The organism is Streptomyces sp. SAS_270, from assembly GCF_052543295.1.
The window spans coordinates 77,583-100,782 of sequence record NZ_JBMNDS010000019.1 but is presented as its reverse complement, the minus strand read 5'-3'; the positions used below and the strand labels follow the sequence as shown (position 1 = coordinate 100,782).

Genomic DNA, 23,200 nt, shown 5'->3' with positions numbered 1-23,200 from the left:
GCGACCGGCGGGAAGACGGCTGTCCTCCCCATGACGGGCGTCGGCGACGGCCGGCGGTCGACCCCGCGCCCGTGCCCCTGAAACCGGCTGGGACACTGCCAACCATGGACACGACACCCGAGCAGATAAGCTCCCGGACAGCAGCCGCGTGGACCGTCGCACTCACAGTCCTCGGAGGTTTCACCGGCTTCGCCTGGGACGGGCCGTTTCTTGCCGTTACCTGCGCCCTTTCCCTGGGAGGCGGCGCCACTCTGGGCACGATCCTGTCCCGCCGCCGAATGATCGCAACCATTCGGGAAGGCCAGGGGAAGGCTGCCGCGCTCGGGTACGCCGACGGGATCGCGGACATGATGGTGCTGGGGATATCCGCATACAGTGCGGCTGTCTTCCCGCTGTCCGGCCCCGGCGCGGTGGACACCGCCGAGCGCGCGGCGCGCCGTAAGGCCGCCTACGGCCTCACAGCCGCCGAGGGACTCCCCCACCCCGTTCGCGAGGCCGCGGCCGCCGCTCTGGAAGCGATCGACGGCGGGAGTGAAAGCGACACCCGGTCCGCCATCGAGGACCTCATGAACGCCGTTCAGGAGCAGCGCCGCGCAACGTGACTGACAGGTTCTCGCTCACGGCCTTCTGCACGGGGACGCCGTAGGAGCCCAGGACGGCTGGGCGAGCGCTGCTGCGTGACCAACGGCCGTGTCGTGCGCTACGACCGCACTGCGTCCGCCGTCACAAAGTCATCCCCGGCTGTCGGCTCACCCGTCCGGACCTGTCGGACTGTGCAGGCGGGGCGGTCGGCATGACGCTGGAAGCCGAGCCCGCGGGACGGCCGGAGGGACCACCCGGCGCACCGGACCCACCCGTCGGGCCGAGGAGCGGCCGGGGGACGCCTCCATGCCGCCCATCCTCCAGGAGCGTGATCATGGCCCGTAACCGCTGTCTGATCCTGAGCTCGCCAGCCGAGGTCTGGCGCCTGCTGTCCGACGGCCACCGTTACGGGGAGTGGGTGACAGGAACTCAGCAGGTCCTCGCCGCGGACCCGAATTGGCCCGACGTCGGTGCCCGACTTCAGGTCCGCGTCGGCGCCGGCCCTCTGACCCTCGACGACACCTGCGTCGTCCGTATCTCCGAACCGCGACACCGTCTCGAACTGGAAGCGAAGGCGGATCCCTTCGGCGCCGCTCGCATCGCCATGAAACTCACCCCCTGGGGCGAGCACACCCTCTTCACCCTCGACTGGCACCCCCTGCGGGGTCCCGGCACCCGGATGCACGGACTCCCGGTGAACTACTTCGTCTCGGTCCGCAACGGCATGATGCTGACGAAGCTGGCTCGCATCGCGGTGCGCGAGCACGACACGACCGTTTGAGGCACCTTGCAAGCACCCGAGGCGGTCCACTGCTCGTGAAGGACCAGCTACGGCGTCGACTGGTGGCCTGAGTCCGTGGATTCCACATCATGGGCATTCCGCCCACATAACGGACAGGATCCGCCTCCCCCTCCCCCTTCGACTAACGTCATGACATGACCAGCGACACCCTCAGCGACAGCCCGCGCACCCTCGCCGACGCCCTCGCCACCGGCACGGTCGTCCTGGACGGCGGCATGTCCAACCAGCTCGAGTCGGCCGGCCACGACCTGAGCGACGAGCTGTGGTCGGCGCGGCTGCTCGCGGAGCGGCCCGAGGCGATCACCGAGGCGCACCTCGCCTACTTCGAGGCAGGCGCCGACGTGGCGATCACCTCCAGCTACCAGGCGACCTTCGAGGGCTTCGCCGCACGCGGCATCACGCCCGAGCGTGCGGCCGAACTCCTCGGCCTCAGCGTCGAGTTGGCCCGTGAGGCCGCTCGCCGCGCGCACGCCAAAGGTGTCAGCCGGCCGCTGTGGACCGCCGCTTCGGTCGGGCCGTACGGTGCGATGCTCGCGGACGGGTCGGAGTACCGGGGGCGGTACGGGCTGAGCGTCGCCGAGCTTGAGCGCTTCCACCGGCCGCGCCTGGAGGTGCTGGCCGCGGCCGGCCCGGACGTGCTGGCCCTGGAGACCGTGCCCGACGCCGACGAGGCCAAGGCCCTGCTGCGCGCGATCCGCGGCCTCGGGGTGCCGGCCTGGCTGTCCTACAGCGTCGCCGGTGACCGTACGCGAGCCGGGCAGCCCCTGGAGGAGGCCTTCGCCCTGGCGGCCGACGCCGAGGAGGTCCTCGCGGTCGGCGTGAACTGCTGCGCCCCCGAGGATGTGGACGGCGCCGTGGAGATCGCGGCGCGTGTGACCGGCAAACCGGTCGTGGTCTACCCCAACAGCGGCGAGACCTGGGACGCCGAGGCACGCGGCTGGGCCGGCCGCTCCACCTTCACGGCCGAACAGGTCACCGGGTGGCAGCGCGGCGGAGCACGGCTGATCGGCGGGTGCTGCCGGGTGGGGCCGGGCGCGATCACGGGGATCTCCGAGGCACTGGGAGACCACTGAGACTCCCGGGCCGGACGGCCACCGCGCGGCCCCGGCTCCATCGCCTCTGTCCCCAGCCCTCCTCCTCGGCCCCTCCCCCCTGCTAGCCTCCGGCTCGGGAACCGGTTGCCCTGGTGTTGCCGCACTTCCCGAGGGGTGGATCCGGCGCGGCGAAGGCGTCGCCCGGGGTGGCGGAGAGGGGCGAGGGGATGACCAGGAAGAGCACCGCGGATGCCGGGGGGCGGCTCACGATCCGGGACGTGGCGGCGCGCGCGGGGGTGTCCGCGTCGACGGTGTCGCGGGTACTCGGCGGCGACTACCCGGTGAGCACGGCGACCCGCACCCGGGTCATGCGCGCGGTCCGCGAGATGGACTACGTCGCCGACGCCCGCGCCAAGGCGATCGCGGGAGTCGGCACCCCGACGCTGGCGTTCGTGCTCGACGACATCACCGGCCCCTCGTTCGCGCACATGGCGCACGGCGTGGAGCGCGAGGCGACCCGGCTCGGCCATCTCTGTCTGGTGTGCAGCACGGACGGCGACGCCGAGCACGAGCTGGAGTTCATCGAGACGATGCGCGCGCAGCGTGCGACGGCGGTGATCCTGGTCGGCGGCGCCGCCGCCACCGCCGAGTACCGCGAGCGCATGGCGCGCATCGCCAACTCACTCTCCTCGGCGGGGTCGCGGCTCGTGCTGTGCGGGCGGCCGCCGCTGGAGCGCGGCACACCGGCCACGGTCATCGAGTACGACAACGAGGGCGGCGCCTACGCCCTGTGCGCCCATCTCCTCGCCCAGGGCCACGAACGGGTCCTCTTCCTCGGCGGCAAGCCGGACAACAGCACCGCCCAGGGCCGCGAGCGCGGCTACCTCGCCGCCCACCGCGCCCGCGGCCTCGACCCGGACCCGGCGCTGCGGCTGTCCGGCGACTTCACCCGCGACTCTGGCCACCGTCTGATGCGCCAGGCCCTCGCGCAGGGGCTGGAGTTCACCGCCGTGTTCGCCGCCACCGACATGGTCGCGTCGGGCGCGCTGACCGCGCTGCACGAGGCGGGTCTGCGGGTGCCGGCCGACGTCTCGCTCGCCGGTTACGACGACATCCCGTACGCCCGTGACCTCCACCCCCCGCTGACCACGGTCCACGTCCCCTACGAGGAACTCGGCCGGCTGGCCGTCCGCACCGCGCTCGGCCGCACCCCGGACGCGCCGGACGAACACCTGCTCCTCGGTACGCACGTCGTGGTCCGCGACTCGGTGGCGGCTCCGGCACACATCTAGCACCTGTGGTGCAGGAGCATAGAAACCGGTTGCTCAACCCGCGTCCGGCGGTCCGGCACGAACCCCGGCTCCTCGGCTGGACCGACGTCCTCACGGCCGCGGGCGGGGCTCGCCGGAGCGACGCAGTCGCCGTACGACCGACAGCGATGCCGTGCTGCGCGGGGGCGAACCGTCGACAGGGGGCGCTGCGGGTGTGGTTTCCGCAGAGCTGACGGGTTTCGCCGACTCGGTCTCCCACAGGGCAAGTTCGCGATCGCGCGGGCCCCGCACGACGACAGGGTCTCCGGCGCCGAAGACGCGTACCGGACGAGAGGCGTCCCAGGCGGGCCAGCCCGGGTCGCCCTCGACCGCGAACCGCACCCACGCCGAGTGCATCGCGTCGGCGAGTTCCTGCGGAGCACCCTCGCCCGCGAGTTTCGCCGACTCGGGCACCCCGGCGGTGTCGAAGACGAAGCCCAGTTCCAGGGCATGGCAGGCGCCGAGGCCGGTGACGTTGGACGGCCAGGCGAACTCGTAGACGTGGCACGGCACTTGGCGCGCGTCGGCGAGACGGTGCAGGGGCATGCGCAGCAGGTGGTCGGTGACCATCTGGCCCACGAGGTCGGCGATGCCCGCGTCCGGGTGCAGGGCGCGGTAGCCGCGCGGCACCTCGGTGCCGCAGTGGCAGCGGGCCATGGCGCCGGCGAGGGCGACCGCGCCGAGCCGGTCGACGCGCTCGTGCAGGCCGCCGGGCACCAGCCAGAGCCGGTACTCCTCGCTGGTCCAGCCCAGGAGCAGTTCGACACCGGGCGCGGCCGTCCCGTCGAGCAGGGCCTCAAGCGGGTCGCGGGGGACGAGGTCGCCGTCGACGACGATGCCGAAGGCGGGTCCGCCGAGGATCGGGCTGCTGAGCCGGCCGACGTCGGCCTGAATGCGCAGCAGCAGGTCACGGTCGACGGAGGCGAACGCCTCGGCCGTGGCGGGGACCTTCAGCCGGGTGGCCATCCTGCGCACCATCCGGCGGACCTTGTCGCGCTCCATCGCCTCCGGCGGTCCGCTCTGCAGGGCCGCGCGGTGGAACAGCCCGGCGGCGCGCGGAGTGGCCAGCAGCGCGCCGATGCTGATGGCGCCGGCGGACTCGCCGAAGACGGTCACCCGGTCCGGGTCGCCGCCGAACCGCTCGATCGACTCGTGCACCCACTCCAGGGCGGCGAGCTGGTCACGCAGTCCGGCGTTGGCGGGTGCGTCCGGGAAGAGGCCGTAACCCTCCACGCCCAGGCGGTAGTTCATCGACACCAGGACGACGCCGTCGCGGGCGAAGGCGTGTCCGTCGTAGACGGGGACGGCCGAGGAGCCGCGGGTCAGGGCGCCGCCGTGGATCCACACCATGACGGGCAGCCGGGCGCCCGAACCCGGTTCGGGTGTCCACACGTTGAGGTTGAGGCAGTCGTCGCCGGGCACGACGGGGTCGGACAGAAGGCGCGCGAACGCCTCGGAGTACGGCGGCTTGGGCGGCGTCGGCCCGAAGGCGCCCGCGTCGCGCACCCCGTCCCAGGGCTCAGGGGGAGCCGGTGGCCGGAAGCGGCGGGGGCCGAAGGGTGGTGCCGCGTACGGGATGCCGCGGAAGACGGCGATCCCCCGCTCGTACCGGCCGCGCACCGCTCCGTAGGGGGTGGTGACCACCGGGCCCCGCGCGTTCACCGGGTCCGTCGAGTCCACCGAGGGCGCCGTCATCCGACCACCAGCTCCTCACTCAGTACCGCGCCGACTGTTCGGGTCAGCGCATCACATCACCTCCGGTGTGTGCGTCGAGGGCGTTTCGGACGGCTGCCCGGCCGCCTATTTGGCGTACATCAACGTGCCGAATCCGGTCTGGTCGAAGCCGCCGCTGGTCGAGCCGTAGTCACCGCCCCCGCCTTCGGGGCGGCCCGCCTCGGCCATGGCGGTGATGTACGGGACGGAGAGGCCGCGCCTGCGGGCGTAGTGGTAGTGCAGGATGTCCCACACCGGGCGGGCCTGGCCGCGGCTCGCGGACGAGATCACGGTCTGCGACTGCTTGGCGCAGTTCTGGCCGGTGCCCCAGGTGTACGTCGTGTAGGGGACGTTCTGTCCGAGGTTGTACTTGGCGACGTACTGGGCGCACTTCATGAAACGGCTGTCGTCGTAGCCGTACAGGTCCTCGCCCTGCGACCAGGCCGTCTCGCAGAAGGCGCCGAGCTGGCCCATGCCCATCATGGTGTGTCCCTGGTCGCGGCCGGACTCCTGGTACTGGGCGAGGCCCTGGCTCTCGTGGACGAACGGCACGGCATGGGTGATCGACCCGTTTCCCGCGCCGCTCTTGAAGTAGTTCACGGCCTGGTCGTACATGGCCGCGTCGTCGCACAGGATTCCGATCGCGAGGATCGAGTTCATGGTGCAGAGGTCCCAGTTCGCCCAGTAGTTGGTGATGCAGGCGTCGTTGTGGCCGGTGAGGAACTGGTTGTTGAGCGGGTAGAACACGCCCCGCATCATCGTCTTGAACCGGTCGAGGTCGAACCCGGCGTAGCCGCGCATGAGTTCGGCCGCGTTCGCGAACTGGTAGCCGTAGATCCCGGCGGCCAGGAAGCGGTCGGCGTTGCCGGTGACCGTGGTGAGTTTGGCCGACCAGGCGTTGAGGATCTTCACGGCGGTGTCGCCGTTGGCGCCGGTGCCGGCGATCTTCCAGCGCAGGGCGTTCTGGTAGGCGGCGTGGATGTCGTTGTAGAGGATGCCGTAGTTCTCGCCCGTGCCGCCGCGGATGATGGTGGCCTGCGGGTTGGGTGTCCAGCCGGCGGCCGAGTGGGAGTTGGCGGTCAGCCGGTTCCAGCCGGAGAGCCAGGGGTCGTCGCCCGCGGCGACCCTCACCTTGGCGCGGTTGAGCTCTCCGTAGGCGTGCAGCATGCCGGGGTGGGTGAAGGTCGCGGGTGCGGCGGCCGCGGTGGGGCCGCTCACCGCCGACGCGGAGGCGCCGACGGCGAGGGCGGCGGTGAGTCCGCCGGCGGTCCTGAGCAGACCGCGGCGGCTGACGTTCGTGGGCGTGCTCTGCCTGTGGGGGTTGGTGCGGCTCATGGCAGTGCATCTCCGATCTATGTGGGGGTGATGCTCACCTGCTCGAACTGCGTGGTGCTGTGGACCAGCGGGCTGCGGGAGCAGACCACGAGGCCCACGTAATAGGGGGCGTCACCGAAGTCGGGGATCTGGCCGTCCGCGAGGGAGGTCCAGGTGGCGCCGTCGTCGGTGGAGAGAGCTGCGGTGAAGGCGGTCCCGGCGCGCTTCAGCCGCAGCAGGCAAGGGAGTTGAGTGCTTCCGCTGCCGGTGAAGGCGGAGGCTCCCGCCACGGTCCTGCGGAGCATGAGCTGCGCCGTGCTCCCGGACGTGACGATCGCTCCGGCCGCCTGGTCGAACGGTGACAGCGACTTGGCCATCAGCAGGCCCACGCGGTCAGTGGGGGATCCGCTACGGGACAGCAGCCGGGCGGTGATCTCGCAGTCGCCGCTGACGGGCTGCCGTACGAACTGACCTGTCATCCCCTGGCCGTTGACGTTCAGGTCGACGCCCGCACCGCGCACGGTGAAGGTGCCGCCGTCGTACGACGTGCTGCCGGGGGTGCGGATCGCGACCACGCCGAGGGTCCCGAAGGCCCGGTCGTCGAGCACGGGGTCGCCGAGGTCGCCGTACGTCCAGGGGGCGGGCGGCGGGGTGCCGACGGTGACGGTGAGCGTGCCGGAGGCGGTTGCGGCCGCGTTGCCCGCGGTGGTGGTGACCGTGAACTCGCCTGTCCCGGTGGCGGTTCCGCAGATGAGGCCGGTGCGTTTGTTGAGGCGGAGTCCGTCGGGCAGGCCGTCCGCGGTGAACCGCACGGGCTCGTGCGACGCGCGCAGCAGGTGCCTGAACTCCGTGCCCCGGTTGACGAACACCGCGCCGGGCGAGGTGAGTTCGGGTGCCGTCGGGGTCGGCATCTGCGCGTGGGCGGTCTCCGAGAGCGGGCCGCGACCGCCGGTGCCGGTCTTCGCGACGGCGTAGTGGTACGTCGTTCCGGGCGCCCCTGTCGCGTCCGCGTAACGGATGCGGGCGCCGAAGCCGACAGGGCCGATGCCGGTGGCGAGGGTCTCGTACGGTCCGTCGGGACGGTCGGCCCGCAGCACCAGGTAGTTGGCCGCCAAGTCCGGGTCGGACCAGGCGAGTTCGACGGCGTCGGCCGCGGTGGTGGCCCGCAGATCGGTGGCGGACCGGGTGGGCCGGGGCGAGGTCCAGACGTCACCGGACGACGAGGTCACGCTCACGTTGTCGAAGGCACCGGTGCCGGTCTCGGCGTACTCCTCGTCGACGCCGAGGCAGGAGGTGAGGGTGAGCCCGGCGTGAACCGTGCCGCCCAACTGGACCTTGGTGGAGCCGACTTCGCGCCAGCGGATGCCGTCCGGGGAGAGGAGTCCGGTGCAGCGGCCGCCCTTGCGGGTGACCCGCACCCAGTACGGCTTCCGCAGCCGGTAGCCGTCGCCCGCACCCTCGACGTACGGCGCCTGGAGGGGCGTCGCCGACTCCGGCAGCGTGCCGAGGTCGGAGATCGGGAAGGACGCGGACGTGGTGAGGGTCTGCTGCTGGGACGGCGGGACGGGGGTGCTGCCGGTGGCCGAGGTGGCCGCCCCCGCCTTCGGACGCACGGTCCACACACCGCTCCAGGTGTGCAGCGGCAGCCCCTGGACCAGCATCGACGCATGCGCCGCGGTCGCGTCGAGGGAGTCGCGGAGGGTGACGCCGATCTTGGAGTACTGCGAGCTGAGCGGCCACACGATGCGCGCGGTGACCGTGCCGTCGCCGTGCAGCGGAAGGTGCACGAACCGGTGGGTCTCGGCGGTGCCGCTCGCCTCCAGCACGAACCGCTCTGCGTCGAACACCGCGGATCCGGGGATCCTCACCTCGCCCACGTCCTGGGTGGACCAGGGCTCCGGGAGGCCTGCGCAGGCGGCCACCGGCAGCGAACTCCCGCTCATTCCCTGGGAGTTGGAGGCGGTGACTGTGTAGTGGTACGTCCGGCCCGTGCGCGCGCCGGCGTCGGTGTACGTCGGCCGGTCGACACCGGTCGCGACGGTCTCGTACGGGCCCTGCGGCCTGGTGGCCCGGCGCACGGTGTAGGCGGTCGCACCCGCGGACGGCAGCCAGCCGACGGTGACCGACCCGTCCTGCCCCACCGCAGTGAGGCCCGCCGGAGGAGTCGGCGCGGTGGGCGCGGGCGCCGTCGCGCCGGCGTAGGTGAAGGTGCCCCAGCTCGGCAGGTCGTCGTTGCTGCCCTCGACGACGCGGGCTCCGCCGCTGCCGCGGAAGACGGCGGCCTTCGTGTACGGGGCGTCGAGGCCGCGGACACCGGCGTAGTGGGCGTAGTACATCTCGTAGATCGGGGGCAGCGTGCCGCGGACCTTGTCCGAGACGGCCGTCTTGACGTACTTGCCGGTGCGGTCGAGGTCGGGGGTGAAGGGGACATCGCCGCCGAGGTTGTAGCGGGCGGCGTACTCGGCGTTCGCGAGCATACGGTGGCCGTCGAAGCCCCACAGGTCGACGCCCTGGCTCCAGGCGACCTGGGCCGCGTCGCCGAGCAGTCCGACGGCGAGCTGCTCGTGGCCCTGGTCGCGGCCGCTCTCCTGGCCCTGGCCGTCGGCGCCGACGACGCGGTGCGGGACGCTGCCGTTGCCGGCGCCCGCCGCGGCGAAGCGGAGCGCGTCCTCGAAGAGGGTGCGGTTCTCGCAGAACACGCCGATGGCCAGAATGGTCTGAATGGACGTCAGGTCCCAGTTGCCGTTGGCGTAGAGCATGTATCCGGACACTGCCGGATACCAGACGCGCAGGAAGGACTCCTCGCAGCGGGCGATGTCCGAGTCCGCCCAGCCGTCGTAACCGGTGTGCCGCAGCAGCTCGGCCGCGTTGACGAACTTGAAGGCCTGGAGCCCGGCGCCGAGCGGCCCGTCCGCTCCGGTGATCGCCGTCAGCGACGTCGACCAGGCGTTGAGGATGTCGCGGGCCTTGTCGGCATGGGCGCGCTCCCCGGTGGCGCACCACATCAGGGCGTTCTGGTAGGCGGCGGCCGAGTCGGCGACGGCCTGGTTCATGAAGTTCGAGGGGCCGCGGCCCCAGGAGGTGATCTGGCCGGTGTTCTGCACGGTGTACGACGCCGACGAGCGGGCGTGCGCCGCGAGCGCCGAGTAGCCGTCGTACAGGGGGGATTGCTTGGCGCCGACCGCGGCTTTCATACGGGCGAGGTCGTCGACGGTGTGCAGGAGGCCGGGGTGGGCGAAGGTGAACTCGGCGGCGGTGTCCGGGGTTTCGGCCCGCGCGGCGGGCACGGACAGGGAGGTCGTGCCCGCGGCGAGGAGCAGTGCCGTGGAGGCCTGGATGAGGCCGCGGCGGCTGAGCGTGGTCACTGGGCTGCCGCCTCCGCCTCGGCGGTGGTCAGGAAGGTGAGACCGGTGACGTGCTCGTTGTAGTACCACTGCACCGAGTCGGTGGTCGCGTACCACTTGGGCTTCTTCATCGAGTCGGCGACGACCGTGCCGTTGATCACCAGGTTCTCGAAGGTGACGTTCTTGATGCCGTGGTCGGCGTCGTAGCCGAGGAAGAGCGACGGGTTCGCGTGGGTGCCCGTGTAGCTGAGGTTCTTGACGTAGACGTCCTCGATGCCGCGGCCGACCGAGGTGTTGTACTTGGTGTTGTACATGACCCGCATATGGATCACCTGACCCCAGCGGAAGTCCTCGATGCGGACGTCCTCGATCAGCACGTTCTTGACCAGGTTGGAGTCGCCGGGGTTGAGGGCGATGCAGCCCTGGTAGCCCAGCTGCGGCTCGCGGTGGTCGAGGATGTCGAGGTTCTTGAAGACCAGGTTCTCGAGCATCTCGGGGGCGTCGCTGTTGCCGTGCGTGCCGACGTTGATCGGGTGGGCGACGTCGGCCCAGAGGGTGCAGTTCTGGACGGTGATGTCCCGGGTGTCGCCGTAGTAGTCCCAGCGGTGGCAGTAGATGGCGATGCAGTCGTCGGAGTTGCGCATGAAGCAGCCGTCGAAGACGATCCCGGTGGAGGAGAAGACGTCGAAGCCGTCGCCGTTGCCCTTCGAGCTGAACGAGCGCGCCTTCTTGATGTGGACGTTCTCGCTCATGCCGAACGTGCCCGCGTAGCCGTTCGGGTTCATGATGATGACGTCCTCGACGCGGATGTTTTTGCTGCCTTCGCAGAGGATGCCGCCGGGGCCCGCGTTGAGCATGCCGTGGCCGGTGAGGGCCGCCTTCTCCACGTTCTTGAAGAACACCTGCGCCTGCAGGACCGCTCCTCCCGCCAGGTACACGGTCTTGCCGCTGGGGACGGTGAGGACGTTGCCGGTGACGGTGTGCACGCCGGGGCCGAACCAGAGGACGTCCGGGTCGTCGGCGGAGGGCGGGTTGGGGTCGATGTGGTTGGTGAACAGGTGCAGACAGTCGAAGATCTCGTCGTTGATCTGGACGACCACGTCACGCGGCTCGTCGAGGGTGAACCGCAGGGTGTCGCCGAGCAGTTCGGGCTTGATGCCGAGCGCGTCCGGTCTCACCCGGGCCTTGGTGGTGCCGCCCTTGAGATACGTGACCTCGATCTCGACGCAGCCCTGGAAGTCGAAGTACACCATCGACGTGTTGAGGACCTTGCCCGACCCGGTGGTCGCGTTGATCTCCTCCAGCTGCGGCCGCCAGATGTCGAGGGTCGCCCACTCCCCGTCGGGGGCGGTGCGGACACGCACCTTGAAGCTCGTGTTGGTCGGCATGGTGGACGGACGCGGGTAAGTGACCAGCTTGGGGGCGGAGTTGCCGCCGTCGGCGCGGGCCGCCGTGGCCGTCGGGCCGGACAGGCCGGCGGCGAGCACGGTGGCGCCGGTCGCCTGAAGGGCGGTGCGCCGGGACAGGGGCGTGTTCATGCGTGACTCCTTGCAACAGGAAGGCAGGTGGGGCTACTTGAGGCCGGAGGTCGCCATACCGGCGACGAATCCGCGCTGGGCGACGAGGAAGATCAGCAGGATGGGGACGACGTACATCACGGAGGCCGCGGCCTGGAGGTTGGCGACGGGTGTGCCGGCCGAGGTGACGTAGGTGGACATGATGGCGACGGCGAGCGTGGTGTGGTCGGTGGACAGCAGCAGCTGCGGGGCGATGTAGTCCCCCCAGGTCCAGGTGAACGCGATCACGAAGCTCGCGGACAGGACCGGCCAGGACTGCGGCAGGAAGATCCGCCAGAAGATCGCCGCATAGCCGCAGCCGTCGACGATCGCGGCCTCCTCCAGCTCCCGGGGCAGGCCGGCGAAGAACTGCCGGAAGAGGAAGACCAGATACGGGGCGGCGGACAGGCCCCACAGCACCCACGGCCAGTACGTGTCGACCATGCCGAGCTTCGCGAAGATCAGGTAGGTCGGCAGGAGGGTGATGAGCTGGGGCAGCATCATCGAGCCGAGCAGGATGCCGAACAGCGTCTTCTTGCCCGGTGCGTCGAGGCGGGCGAAGCCGAAGCCGACCCAGGCCGAGCTGAGAGTGACCAGGGTGGCGTAGATGAGGGCGATGACCAGGGAGTTGCGGGCGTAGCCGAGGAAGTCGATGAGGTTGAAGGCGTCGGCGAAGTTGTGCCACTGGACGTGCTCGGGCAGCCAGTGCACGGGTGAGGCGGCCAGTTCGCCCGGGGTCTTCAGGCCGGTGAGGACCAGCCAGCCGAAGGGGCCGAGGAACAGCCCGGTGAGGGCGACGAGGACGGTGTAGAGAACGAGGCGGTTCACGCGCAGTCGCACGCGGGCCGGGGACGTCGAGGGCTTCGGGGGCAGGCTCGCGGCGGTCACTTCTTCGCCTCCGGTTCGACGTTGTAGAACACCGCACCGGACGTGAACTTGAAGATGAGCCCGGTCACGATGAGGATCAGGACGAAGAGAATCCACAGCAGCGCGGAGGCATAGCCGTAGCGGCCGAGCGCGAAGTACTGCGCGAACACGTGCATCATGTAGGTGTAGTTGGACTGAGGGACCGTGGTGACGCCGCCCGTGGTGCCGAGCGGGGCCAGCAGCAGCGGCATGATGGTCTGCACCGAGGCGATCACCCCCGTCACCGTCTGGAACAGCAGCACCGGCGACAGCAGCGGCACGGTGATGCTCCGGAAGGTCCGCCAGGCACCGGCCCCGTCGATACGGGCCGCCTCATGGAGCTCGCGGGGTACGTCCTGGAGCCCGGCCAGTGAGATGATCATGATGTTTCCGGCGGCCCAGAGAACCGTCATCAGCAGGACGTAGCGCGCATAGGGATCGGCGAGCCAGCCGACGGCGTCGATACCGAAGATGTTGAGGACGCCGTTGGCGGCACCCGAGTTCTGGTCGAAGAGCTGCTTGAACGCGATACCCGCGCCCACCGGCGGCACCACCGCCGGCAGATACAGCAGGGTGCGGAACAGCCCGCGTGCCTTCATCGGCCGGTTGACCAGGACGGCGAGCCCCATCCCCGCGGTGATCGACAGGGGTACCGAGGTCACCGCGAACAGGCCCGCGCGGCCCAGCGCGTCCCAGGTCGTCGGGTCCGAGAACAGCTCTCGGTAGTTGCCGAGGCCCACGTAGCGCCAGTGCGGCGAGATGCCGTCGTACGTGGTGAAGCTCAGCCACAGCGCGTACGCCATCGGCACGATGGTCAGCAGCAGGAACCCGATGATCCAGGGCGAGGTGAACATGTAGAACGCCCGGTGCCTGCGCGCGGCCATGGAGGACCGCGGCCGGTCGGCGGTCCCTGCCCGTCCGGAACTGGCCGCCGAGTTACGCCGGTCCGCGACGGACGGCATCTGATCAACCGTCATCCCACCTGCTCCTTACCGCGCTTCAGCTGCTCGTTGAGGGCCGAGTTCAGCCGTCCCGCGAGGGTGTCGACGGAGATGCCGCCGTTCATCGCGGCCGGGGCGATCTGGTTGAAGAGCGCGTCGAACGCGTCCGCGGTGGTGTACGGCGTGAAGGAGATCACCGAGAAGTGCTTCAGCTCGGCCTCCTGGACCCTCAACTCCTGCTTCTGATAGGCCTCCTGAGAGGGCATCAGCGGGCGTAGCGACTTCAGCGTGGGGATTCCCCAGCCGCTGGAGGCGCGCGCCTTGGCCGGTGCCTCGCCGAAGAACCACTCGAAGACCCGCCAGGCGGCGTCCTTGTTCCGTGCCTTCCGCGGCATCCACAGTCCGGTGCCGCCCTGGCAGGCGCTGATCCGCGGGCCTCCCTCGAAGACCGGCGCGGGTGCGAGGCGGGAGACGGGCGCCATCTTCTTGTCCGCGTTGATCACGCCGCCGAGCCAGTAGCCCGCGTTCGACATGGCCATCCGGCCGGCCTGGTAGGTGGGGCCGTCCCAGCCATTGGGGTCGGGCTGGATGAGGCTCGGTCCGACCTTGGCCCTGCAGAAGTCGATGTACCAGGCCAGTGCCTTGCGGGCCTCGGGGGTGGTGAAGTCGACCCGGGAGAAGTCGTCGTTGAAGAGACTGCCTCCGGCGGACGCCGTCATGGTCGCCAGGAGCGTGGCCCTGGTCAGACCGCTGTAGCTGCCGCCGAAGACGGTCGTCTGGCCGTTCTTGCGCTGGACGATGCGCTTGGCGCGCTCCAGCCATTCCTCGTACGTGACCGGCTCGGTTTCCGACGGGTGGTCGACCCCGGCCTTGTCGAACGCCGAGGTGTTGTACCAGTACATCGAGTCCTGGGAGAAGTCCTTCGCCATGCCGTAGCGGGGGCCCTTGCCCTGGGTGCGGCCGTCGTACCGCCACAGGTCGTTGACCGGATCCAGGTCGTCGACCTTGAGGACGCTGCTCCTGGCGAAGTAGGGGTCCAGCTCCTCCATCACGTCCCGCGCCGCGAAGTACGCCGCGTCCACGGCTCCGACGGCGCGCACCAGGTCGGGCGGGTTGCCGTTGGTGAGCATCGCGATCAGCTTGGTGATGTCCTGCTGCACCGTGACGATCCTGATGCCGGTGTCCTTCTGGGCCTGCTTGATCAGTTCCGGGGAGATGTCCTCGGGCTTGACCATCAGCGTGACGGTCTCGCCCGACCCGCCGACCGCGCTCGACACCTGCAACGCGCAGCCGCTGAGCGCCGCCGCACCGGCCACGGCGCCGCCCGCCGACATGGCGAGAAACCGGCGGCGGCTGGGTGGAGTTCCGGCGTGCGAGCGCATGAACGCCTCACCTTCTGCTTCGAGTCGAGCGGACCACCGGCCAACCGGTGGCATAACGACCTCACCGATAGCAACCGGTTGCTACGGCAGGTGCGCAGAGCTTCTTCGCTGTCCGGAAACCTCGTCAAGACTCCTGACGAACTTTCGAAAACACTGGTCGGTCCTCGACGACACGCAAAAGCGGCGATCGGGAGGGCGGTGACGGGCGGTTTCGGGGCACTTGGGTGGAGGGCAGACTCCGGAGGCGGGCTGCCCGCGAGGCCGAACCGGTGGGTGGCGCGACCGGCACGGGGTCAATCGTCGATGTCGACGGCACTCATAGGAACCGGTTGTCGATCACCTCTTGAGGATCACTCGCGGAGAGGCGCACCATGGAGTCCCTCGCCATGGGGCCCCTCGCCATGGGGCACTCGCCGAGGGGCACTCGCCGAGGATCAGACCCCTGCGGCGCCGCCTGCGAGCCGCCCACCCCGAGGCGACAGCCTCACCGACCTCGCCGAACACCGCGGGCCGCTCGAGTAAGCGCTTGCCCCCATTCCCGGCTCCATGACGCCACCCCGGCGCAAGGACCCGCCCCCGACCCCACCCCGACCCCGCCCCCTTTCCGCCACGAACCGCGCCCCCAATGCCCCATCCCGCCACGACATGCACAGATGCACCCAGCGGGATCGAGCCGCGCGCGAGGCCCTTCCTCCACCGCACTGTTTGACCGGCTCCGCGCGCCAGATCTACGGTAGAAGACGCTTTCTGAAACTGTTTCCCAGCGCCTCAGGAGAGTCATGCCCAGCGCCCAGCCGCCGAGGGTCGTGTTCGCGATGGATCCGGTACACCTCCCCCTGCTCTTCCCTCCCCCGCTCATGGCACGGCTCCAGAAGGCGGCCGAGATCGACCCCGGTCTCGTCGTACGGGACTTCGCGGCCCCTGAGGCGGCCGCGGCGCTCGCCGAGGCCGAGGTGCTGATCACCGGCTGGGGCTGCCCCCGGCTCGATGAGGAAGCACTGGCGGCGGCACCGCGGCTGCGCACCGTCCTGCACGCCGCGGGCTCCGTCCGCTCGCTGGTCGGCGAGGCCCTGTGGGAGCGCGGCGTGACCGTGGCCAGCGCGGCGGCCGGCAACGCCCTGCCGGTCGCGGAGTACACGCTCGGCATGATCCTGCTCCTCGGCAAGGACACCTTCGCCCACCGCGAGCGCTTCCGCGCCACCCATGCCCAGCCCTCCGCCGCCGAGACCGTGACCACGGGCAACCTCGGCCGCCGGGTCGGGATCATCGGCGCCTCCCGCGTGGGCCGACGGCTGCTGGAACTGCTGCGCCCGTTCGACTTCGCCGTATCGCTGTACGACCCCTACGTGGACGCCGCCGAGGCCGCCGCCCTCGGCGCCGAACCCCGGTCGCTGGAGGACCTGCTCGGCGACAGCGACATCGTCAGCCTGCACGCTCCCGACATCCCCGAGACCTACCGCATGCTCGACCGCGACCGGCTCGCCCTCATCAAGGACGGCGGGGTGCTGATCAACACCTCGCGCGGCGCCCTGGTGGACCCGGTCGCTCTCACCGAGGAACTGGTCTCCGGCCGCCTGCACGCGGTGCTGGACGTCACCGAACCCGAGCCGCTGCCCGCCGACTCGCCGCTGTACGACCTGCCCAACGTGTTCCTCACCCCGCACATCGCCGGCTCCCTCGGCAACGAGCTGGCGCGCCTCGGCAGCATTGTCGTCGACGAGCTGACCCGCTTCGCCACCGGACTGCCGCCGGTCCACGAGGTCCGGCGCGCGGATCTGGCCCGTGTCGCCTGACCTCCACGCCTTCCGCGCGCCCCGCCGCGCGGAAACCATGGGATACGGTTTCACCACCGGCGGGGTGCGGGACCCCGGCCCGTCCGGCGGGAGAGTCGCCGACGCGGCAGTCGCTACGGTCAAGGAGTCGCCACGGTGAGTCAGCGCAAGGTGTCGGGCGACTCCGCAGGACGGGCCACGATCCGGGACGTGGCCCAGCGCGCGGGTGTCTCCGTCGCCAGTGTGTCGCGCGTCCTGTCCGGCAACTACCCGGTCTCGGACGAGCTGCGCCGCCGGGTGATGAAGGTCGTACAGGACCTGGACTACGTCACCAACGCGCACGCCCGCTCCCTGGCCGGCGGCGGTACGCCCACGGTGGCCATCCTCCTGAACAACATCACCGGTGCCGCCTTCGCCCATGTCGCCAAGGGTGTCGAGGGTGCCGCCTCGCTTCGCGGCTGGCTCTCGCTGGTCGGCACGACCGGGGACGACCCGGAGCGGGAACTCGCCCTGGTCAACCTCATGCGGCAGCAGGGCGTCGCCGCGGTGGTCCTGCTCGGCGGGGCGTACGACTTCGACGAGTACCAGGTCCGGATGGCGAGGTTCGCCCGCTCCCTGGACGCGGCGGGCTCGCACCTCGTCCTGGTGGGCAGACCGCCGCTGGAGGGCAACGTCCCCGCCACGACGGTCGACTACGACAACGAGGGCGGCGCCTACGCCATGGCCAGCCACCTGCTGTCCGCCGGCCACCGCCGCGTCCTCATCCTGCCGGGCCACGCCGAACTCACCACCGCCCAGGGCCGTTTGAGGGGCGCCCGGCGCGCCTTCGAGGCGTACGGAGTGCCGTTCGACCCGGGCACGGTGATCCACGGCAGCTACGACTACGAGCACGGCTACGACGCGGTCGAGCAGAGCCTGCGCGAGGGGCTGGACTTCACGGCCGTCCTCGCGGGCACGGACGTGGTCGCCGCCGGCGCCATGCAGGCGCTGCGCTCGGCCGGGCTCAGGGTGCCCGAGGACGTGTCGATCGTCGGCTACGACGACATTCCGCTGGCCTCCCAGCTCACGCCGCAACTGACCACCGTGCACGTCCCGTACGAGGAGATGGGCCGGGTGGCGCTGCGCGCGGTCGCCGACCGGCGCGAAGGCGGTGCGGGCCGCCGCCGTAGCGGGGACGGCGACCACCTGGTCCTGGGCACGCATGTCGTCGTACGCCAGTCGGTCTGCCCGCCGAGCCGACGCCCGTAACGTCTCCCGCACTCTGTTACGTAAACGTTTTCTTACCGTTCTCGCTCTCACCCGACGCTCCACGCGTCACCCGAGGCCAGCCGCTCACCCCACCCCTGCATGGCGCTGACCTGCCGAGATTCACATTCCCCCAACTCCCTCGGGTCAACCTTCGACCTAACCTCCCGGACAACCCCGCGTAACAATTTTCCGGGGACCTCTTGCTCGCGACTGGCCGATAGGCCTACCGTCCACGGCAACCGCTTTCTACATCTTCCGCTTGGCCACTCCCCCCGCAACCGCGTGCCGATGCATTCCGGCCGCCGTTCCTGGCCGACACCGAGCCGCCGTCCTCTCGTTCTGAGAACGCCTACTCCGAAGGATCAGGGTCAGATGAACTCCACCAGCCCCCGCAAAAGGGCCGTCCGCGCCGCTGTCGCGGGCCTCGCGCTGACAGGTCTGCTCGCCGCGTGCGGCGGGTCCGGCTCCGGAGACTCCTCGTCGTCCGGTCCGGTCACCCTGCCCTTCTGGGGCTGGGCCAACGGCCAGGAAGCGGTTGTCAAGGCGTTCAACGCCGGCCACAAGGACATCAAGCTCAAGTACACGAAGGTCACCGACCAGCTGACCATGCAGAAGCAGCTGACCAACGCCGTCAAGGCGGGCAACGCGCCCTGTCTGGTGCAGAACACCGCCGAGTACGTGACCACATGGGTGTCGCAGGGCGCGCTCGCCGACATCACCAAGTACGTCGAGGCCGACAAGGACAAGTTCAACGCAGGCGCCTGGGCCGGCGCAGGGGTGCAGGGCAAGATCTACGGCGTTCCGACCAGTTCGGCGCCCGCCTTCACCATCTACCGCACCGACCTCTTCGCGAAGTACGGCCTGAAGGCACCCGCGACCTGGGACGACTTCATCGCCGCGGGCAAGGTGCTGAAGAAGCACGGAATCAAGATCACCAACTACGCCGGTGAGGACCCCAGCACCCTTGAGGTGCTCGCCATGCAGGCCGGAGCGCACTGGTACTCCATCGACGGCAACGCGTGGAAGGTGAACTTCCAGGACGCGGGCACCCTCAAGGCCGCCAAGGTGATCCAGGACATCATCGACAACGGCCTCAACTCCAAGCTCTCCTTCGCGGACTACGCGGCTGTGCAGCGCAACTACGACAACGGCGGCACCGCGACCCGGCAGATCTCCACCTGGCAGATGGCCGGCATGGTGCAGAACTTCACCAAGTCGAACGGCAAGTGGGCCCTGTCCCCCTGGCCGACGTTCGACGGCGCCGCGGCGAAGACTCCCGCAGGCACCAACCAGAGTGGCGGCCTGACCCTGGTGACCAAGCAGTGCAAGAACCAACAGCAGGCGGCCGAGGCGGCGTTGTGGATGTCCACCAACACCGGCCCGGTCAAGACGATGGCGAGCCCGGAGACCGGCAACGGCGTGATGCCCGCGCTGGCCGACAGTGACTCGTACGTGGGAGAGGCGATCTCCGACAAGCTGCTCGGCGACAACTACGAGCCCGGCAAGAAAGTCGTCACGGACAGCCTGTCCACCGTCACGACCGACTGGACCTTCGGTCCTGACTGGACCGCGATGTTCACGGAGTTGCAGAGCGGCTGGGCGAAGGTCATGAACAAGGAGCAGAAGGTCACCGATCTGCTGGCGCACATGCAGGAGTGGACGGTCAAGGACCTCAAGTCCCGCGGCATCAGCGTCAAGGGCTGAGGCACGCCCGATGATCCGCTCCCAGCGCTGGAAGGGCGCCGCCTTCACGGTGCCCTTCCAGCTCGGCTTCGTGTTCCTGTACGTGATCCCGATCGGCTACGCCGTCTACCAGTCGCTCTTCCTTGAGCAGCAGTCGGGCCTCGGGCTCGGCGGTGCGACGGAGAAGTTCGTCGGTCTGGACAACTACCAGCACGGCCTGACCGACTCGGCGTTCCTCAACTCCGTGCTCCGGGTCGTCCTGTTCGCCTGCGTCCAGATTCCGGTGATGCTCGCCGTCAGCCTGGTGCTCGCCCTGTGTCTGGACGCGCTCACCTCGCGGGCGGCCGGGCGCTTCCGGATCCTGCTGCTCATTCCGTACATGATCCCCGGGGTGGTCGCCGCCATCGTGTGGATCAACCTCTACAGCCCGGATGTGGGCCCGTTGACCCCGCTCGGCGACCTGTTCGGCTTCTCCTGGAACTTCTTCGCACCCTCGATGGTCTGGCCGTCCATCGGCAACCTGCTGACCTGGCACGGCATCGGCTACAACATGGTGATCATCTACTCGGCGCTGCAGGGCGTGCCGCGCGAGCTGTTCGAGGCCGCACGGCTCGACGGCGCCTCCGAACTCCGTATCGCGCGAAGCATCAAGATCCCGCACGTGCGCGGGGCCCTCGTCCTGACCGGCATGCTGTCGATCATCCAGATGCTGCAGATCTTCAACGAGCCGGCGCTGTTCCGCAACGTGACCCCACAGACGGTCGACGACAGCTTCACGCCGATCATGGTCATCTACAACCAGGCGTTCAACGCGGGCAACTACCACTACGCGGCGGCCCTTTCGGTGCTGCTCGCCCTCATCCTCGGTATCGCCTCCTTCCTCTTCTACCGGCTGACCTCGAAGGAGGCCGACTGACCATGCTGACGGACACCCGCAGCGAAGACACCACCGAGCGGCCCCCGACGCGCCCCGTCCGGCGGCTCACCCGTCCCGACCGCGCGGCCACCGGCCGAGGCGGCCAGCGCTTCATCATGATCGGCCTGGCCCTGGGAAGCGCCTACAGCCTCTTCCCGGTGTACTGGCTGATCGTCGCCGCCACCAAGGACCGCACCGGGCTGTACCAGACCAACGGCCTCTGGTTCTCCGGCATGCACCTCTGGGACAACCTGCATCAGCTCTTCACCTACCACGACGGCATCTTCCTGCGCTGGACAGCCAACTCGTTCCTGTATGCCGGCGTCGGCTCCCTCGGCGGCACACTCATCGCGCTCGCCACCGGCTACGGCCTGGCGCGGTTCGAATTCCCGGGCCGCGGCGCGGTGTTCGCGTGTGTCGTGGGCTCCTTCCTCATCCCGATCGCCCTGCTCACCCTCCCCCTCTATCTCCTGTTCTCGGAGATCGGGCTGGTGGACACCCCCTGGGCCATGCTCATCCCGTGCCTGATCAACCCGTTCAGCGTGTACCTGGCCAAGGTCTACACGGAGTCCTCGATCCCCTTCGAACTCCTGGAGGCGGCCCGCCTGGACGGTGCCGGCGAGCTGCGGATCTTCTTCAGCATCGTGCTGCGGATGATGACGACGGGCGGCGCCACCGTCTTCCTGCTCGCCTTCGTCCAGACCTGGAACGCCTTCTTCCTCCCGCTGACCGTGCTCCGCGGCGAGGAGAACTGGACGCTGAACATCGGCCTGTACAACTGGAGCGGCAAGCGTCTGGAGTCAGGCATCGACCTGACCAGCCTGGTGCTGACCGGCGCACTCCTGTCGATCGTGCCGCTCGCCGTGATGATGACGGCGATGCGCCGCTACTGGCGGACCGGCGTCACGCTGGGAGCCCTCAAGTGACCGTGGCGCACAATCCCGTCATCCGTGGCTTCGCCCCGGACCCCTCGCTGGTCCGGGCGGGCGACTGGTACTACGTCGCCACCAGCTCCTTCGAGTGGTTCCCCACGATCCCCGTCCACCGCTCCCGCGACCTGGCCCACTGGGAGTACGCGGGCCATGTCCGGGGCGCCGTCCCGGGCGACTCGCTGGCCGGGGTGCCGGACTCGGGAGGCATCTGGGCCCCTTCCCTGAGCTGGGACGGCGAGCGGTTCTGGATGGTCTACTCGATCGTGCGCTCGGTCGGCACCCGCTACTTCGACCTCGACACCTACGTCACCACGGCCACGCAGGTCGAAGGGGAGTGGACGGCACCGCGCCGGGTCGCCGGCCACGGCTTCGACCCCGCGCTCTTCCACCACGAAGGACGCCTGTGGCTGCTCAACATGCAGAGCGACCACCGCCCCTCGGGGCAACGCTTCGCCGGAATCGTGCTGACCGAACTCGACCGTGACACCCTCACCCCGCTCGGCGACACACGTCTGCTGCTCCAGCACGAACGGCTCATCGAGGGACCGAAGCTGCTGTACCGCGACGGCTGGTTCCACCTCGTGCTCGCCGAGGGCGGAACCGGTTTCGAGCACGGCGTCCTGACGGCACGCAGCCGCGAGATCACGGGCCCGTACGAACTCGACAGCCGCCCCCTGCTGACCACACGGGACGACCCCTCGCACCCCCTCCAGAAGGCCGGTCACGCGGAACTGGTGCAGACCCCGACCGGCGAGTGGTTCCTCAGCCACCTCACGGCCCGCCCCCTCCACACCGCAAAAGGCCCCCGCTGCACCCTGGGACGCGAGACGGCGATCCAGGCGGTGACCTGGGACGACGACGGCCGGCCCCGACTGCGCCAAGGCGGTTGGCACCCCGAGATCGACGTGGAAGTACCCGACCCCCCAGCGCCACCCGCACATCCCTCCCCCTCCCCCTCCCCCTTCCTCGAAGCCGCCACGCCGTCCTGGCCCTGGAGCACCCTGCGCGGCTACCCCGACCCCTCCTGGGCCGACACCTCGGCGCGCCCCGGCTGGATCCGACTGCGCGGCCGCCAGGGCCCGGAGTCCCTCTGGGACCAGAGCCTGCTGGCCAGACGCATCACGGAACACCACGCCGAGGCCGAGGTGACGATCGAGGCGAGCCCGCGCACCTTCACTCAGGCAGCCGGTCTGGCGCTCTGGTACAACACGGAGTCCTTCCTGACCCTCGATCTGACCTGGGCGGAGTCCGCGGGCGAACCGCAGCGCGGCCAGCAGTGGCAGGGCGGGGGCCGTACCGTGCTCAGCCTCCTGGAACGCGACCCGGAGGGCACCAGGCAACTGGCTGTCGTCGACGTGGACGCGGGAACCCCGGTCACCCTGGGTGTGACGGTGGAAGGCACCGACGCCCAGTTCTGGCACGTCCGGAACGAGACGCGCACCCCGATCGGCCCGCCGCTCGACATGACCCGCCTCTCCGACGACCACGGCCCCAAGCTGCGCTTCACCGGCTCCTTCGTAGCCCTTCGCGCCCACGACCTCGTCGACGCGGCCTTCACGGCGGATTTCACCGACTTCCGGCTGACCTGCACGGCCGGCTGACGTTCGACCCTTCGAAATTTTCGCCGAGCCCCATCCTCCAAATCCCTACTCCTTCACGCCGCGTTGAGGCAGGTCTAGGGTAGGAAGCGCTTGCTATGCGGTGCGTGGCGCCGACGCGCGAGCGACGCAGTTCGAAAATTTCGTCGGCCCACGGGACGGGGCCT

General features: G+C 69.9%; 17 protein-coding genes. 10 read left to right on the top strand and 7 right to left on the bottom strand.

The features are described 5' to 3' along the window. Window positions 1-104: 104 nt before the first annotated feature. The 4 genes from ACN6LB_RS15890 to ACN6LB_RS15875 all read left to right on the top strand — a co-directional run bounded on the left by ACN6LB_RS15890 (window position 105) and on the right by ACN6LB_RS15875 (window position 3,710). Window positions 105-602, top strand: a complete 498-nt coding sequence (locus tag ACN6LB_RS15890) for a hypothetical protein (protein ID WP_445026392.1) — start codon at window positions 105-107, stop codon at window positions 600-602. 314 nt (window positions 603-916) lie between these two features. After that, entirely contained in the window at window positions 917-1,363 is a 447-nt protein-coding gene (locus ACN6LB_RS15885) for an SRPBCC family protein (RefSeq protein ID WP_445026391.1), read from the top strand. Between the two features lie 155 nt (window positions 1,364-1,518). Next, window positions 1,519-2,457, top strand: coding sequence for a homocysteine S-methyltransferase (gene mmuM, locus ACN6LB_RS15880; RefSeq protein ID WP_445026390.1), 939 nt, complete (start codon window positions 1,519-1,521; stop codon window positions 2,455-2,457). A gap of 188 nt (window positions 2,458-2,645) precedes the next feature. After that, window positions 2,646-3,710, top strand: a complete 1,065-nt coding sequence (locus ACN6LB_RS15875) for a LacI family DNA-binding transcriptional regulator (protein WP_445026389.1) — start codon at window positions 2,646-2,648, stop codon at window positions 3,708-3,710. Between the two features lie 90 nt (window positions 3,711-3,800). Here the strand turns inward: ACN6LB_RS15875 and ACN6LB_RS15870 are convergent, their stop codons facing one another. The 7 genes from ACN6LB_RS15870 to ACN6LB_RS15840 form a co-directional block, all read right to left on the bottom strand. After that, window positions 3,801-5,423, bottom strand: a complete 1,623-nt coding sequence (locus tag ACN6LB_RS15870) for a carboxylesterase/lipase family protein (RefSeq protein ID WP_445026388.1) — start codon at window positions 5,421-5,423, stop codon at window positions 3,801-3,803. A 105-nt stretch (window positions 5,424-5,528) separates the two neighbouring features. Then, window positions 5,529-6,776 carry an alginate lyase family protein gene (locus ACN6LB_RS15865; RefSeq protein ID WP_445026387.1) on the bottom strand — a complete coding sequence of 416 codons (1,248 nt, stop codon included), beginning with the start codon at window positions 6,774-6,776 and terminating at the stop codon, window positions 5,529-5,531. A 17-nt stretch (window positions 6,777-6,793) separates the two neighbouring features. Further along, window positions 6,794-10,120, bottom strand: coding sequence for an alginate lyase family protein (locus ACN6LB_RS15860; RefSeq protein ID WP_445026386.1), 3,327 nt, complete (start codon window positions 10,118-10,120; stop codon window positions 6,794-6,796). Then, window positions 10,117-11,637: a glycosyl hydrolase family 28 protein gene (locus tag ACN6LB_RS15855; protein WP_445026384.1), complete on the bottom strand. Its 1,521-nt coding sequence runs from the start codon at window positions 11,635-11,637 to the stop codon at window positions 10,117-10,119. Before ACN6LB_RS15855 ends, ACN6LB_RS15860 begins: the two co-directional genes overlap by 4 nt. A 33-nt stretch (window positions 11,638-11,670) precedes the next feature. Further along, a complete protein-coding gene (locus ACN6LB_RS15850; RefSeq protein WP_356138986.1) occupies window positions 11,671-12,543 on the bottom strand; it encodes a carbohydrate ABC transporter permease in 873 nt (290 codons plus the stop codon). After that, window positions 12,540-13,538: a carbohydrate ABC transporter permease gene (locus ACN6LB_RS15845; RefSeq protein WP_445026382.1), complete on the bottom strand. Its 999-nt coding sequence runs from the start codon at window positions 13,536-13,538 to the stop codon at window positions 12,540-12,542. Before ACN6LB_RS15845 ends, ACN6LB_RS15850 begins: the two co-directional genes overlap by 4 nt. Next, a complete protein-coding gene (locus ACN6LB_RS15840) occupies window positions 13,535-14,884 on the bottom strand; it encodes an extracellular solute-binding protein (RefSeq protein WP_445026381.1) in 1,350 nt (449 codons plus the stop codon). The genes ACN6LB_RS15845 and ACN6LB_RS15840 overlap by 4 nt, the downstream gene beginning before the upstream one ends. Window positions 14,885-15,663: 779 nt before the next feature. Between ACN6LB_RS15840 and ACN6LB_RS15835 the strand changes: the two genes are divergently transcribed. From ACN6LB_RS15835 to ACN6LB_RS15810, 6 genes are all read left to right on the top strand, one after another. Next, window positions 15,664-16,677, top strand: coding sequence for a hydroxyacid dehydrogenase (locus ACN6LB_RS15835; RefSeq protein ID WP_445026380.1), 1,014 nt, complete (start codon window positions 15,664-15,666; stop codon window positions 16,675-16,677). Between the two features lie 135 nt (window positions 16,678-16,812). Then, the gene (locus ACN6LB_RS15830) at window positions 16,813-17,904 is read left to right on the top strand and encodes a LacI family DNA-binding transcriptional regulator (RefSeq protein ID WP_445026378.1); all 1,092 of its coding nucleotides are present in this window, start codon (window positions 16,813-16,815) and stop codon (window positions 17,902-17,904) included. A 372-nt stretch (window positions 17,905-18,276) separates the two neighbouring features. Then, on the top strand, window positions 18,277-19,608 hold the full coding sequence (locus ACN6LB_RS15825) for an ABC transporter substrate-binding protein (protein ID WP_445026377.1): 1,332 nt from the start codon (window positions 18,277-18,279) through the stop codon (window positions 19,606-19,608). 10 nt (window positions 19,609-19,618) lie between these two features. Beyond that, window positions 19,619-20,503, top strand: coding sequence for a carbohydrate ABC transporter permease (locus tag ACN6LB_RS15820; RefSeq protein ID WP_356138999.1), 885 nt, complete (start codon window positions 19,619-19,621; stop codon window positions 20,501-20,503). A gap of 2 nt (window positions 20,504-20,505) precedes the next feature. Next, a complete protein-coding gene (locus tag ACN6LB_RS15815) occupies window positions 20,506-21,429 on the top strand; it encodes a carbohydrate ABC transporter permease (RefSeq protein ID WP_445026376.1) in 924 nt (307 codons plus the stop codon). Further along, window positions 21,426-23,036, top strand: coding sequence for a family 43 glycosylhydrolase (locus ACN6LB_RS15810; protein ID WP_445026375.1), 1,611 nt, complete (start codon window positions 21,426-21,428; stop codon window positions 23,034-23,036). Before ACN6LB_RS15815 ends, ACN6LB_RS15810 begins: the two co-directional genes overlap by 4 nt. Window positions 23,037-23,200: the final 164 nt, after the last annotated feature.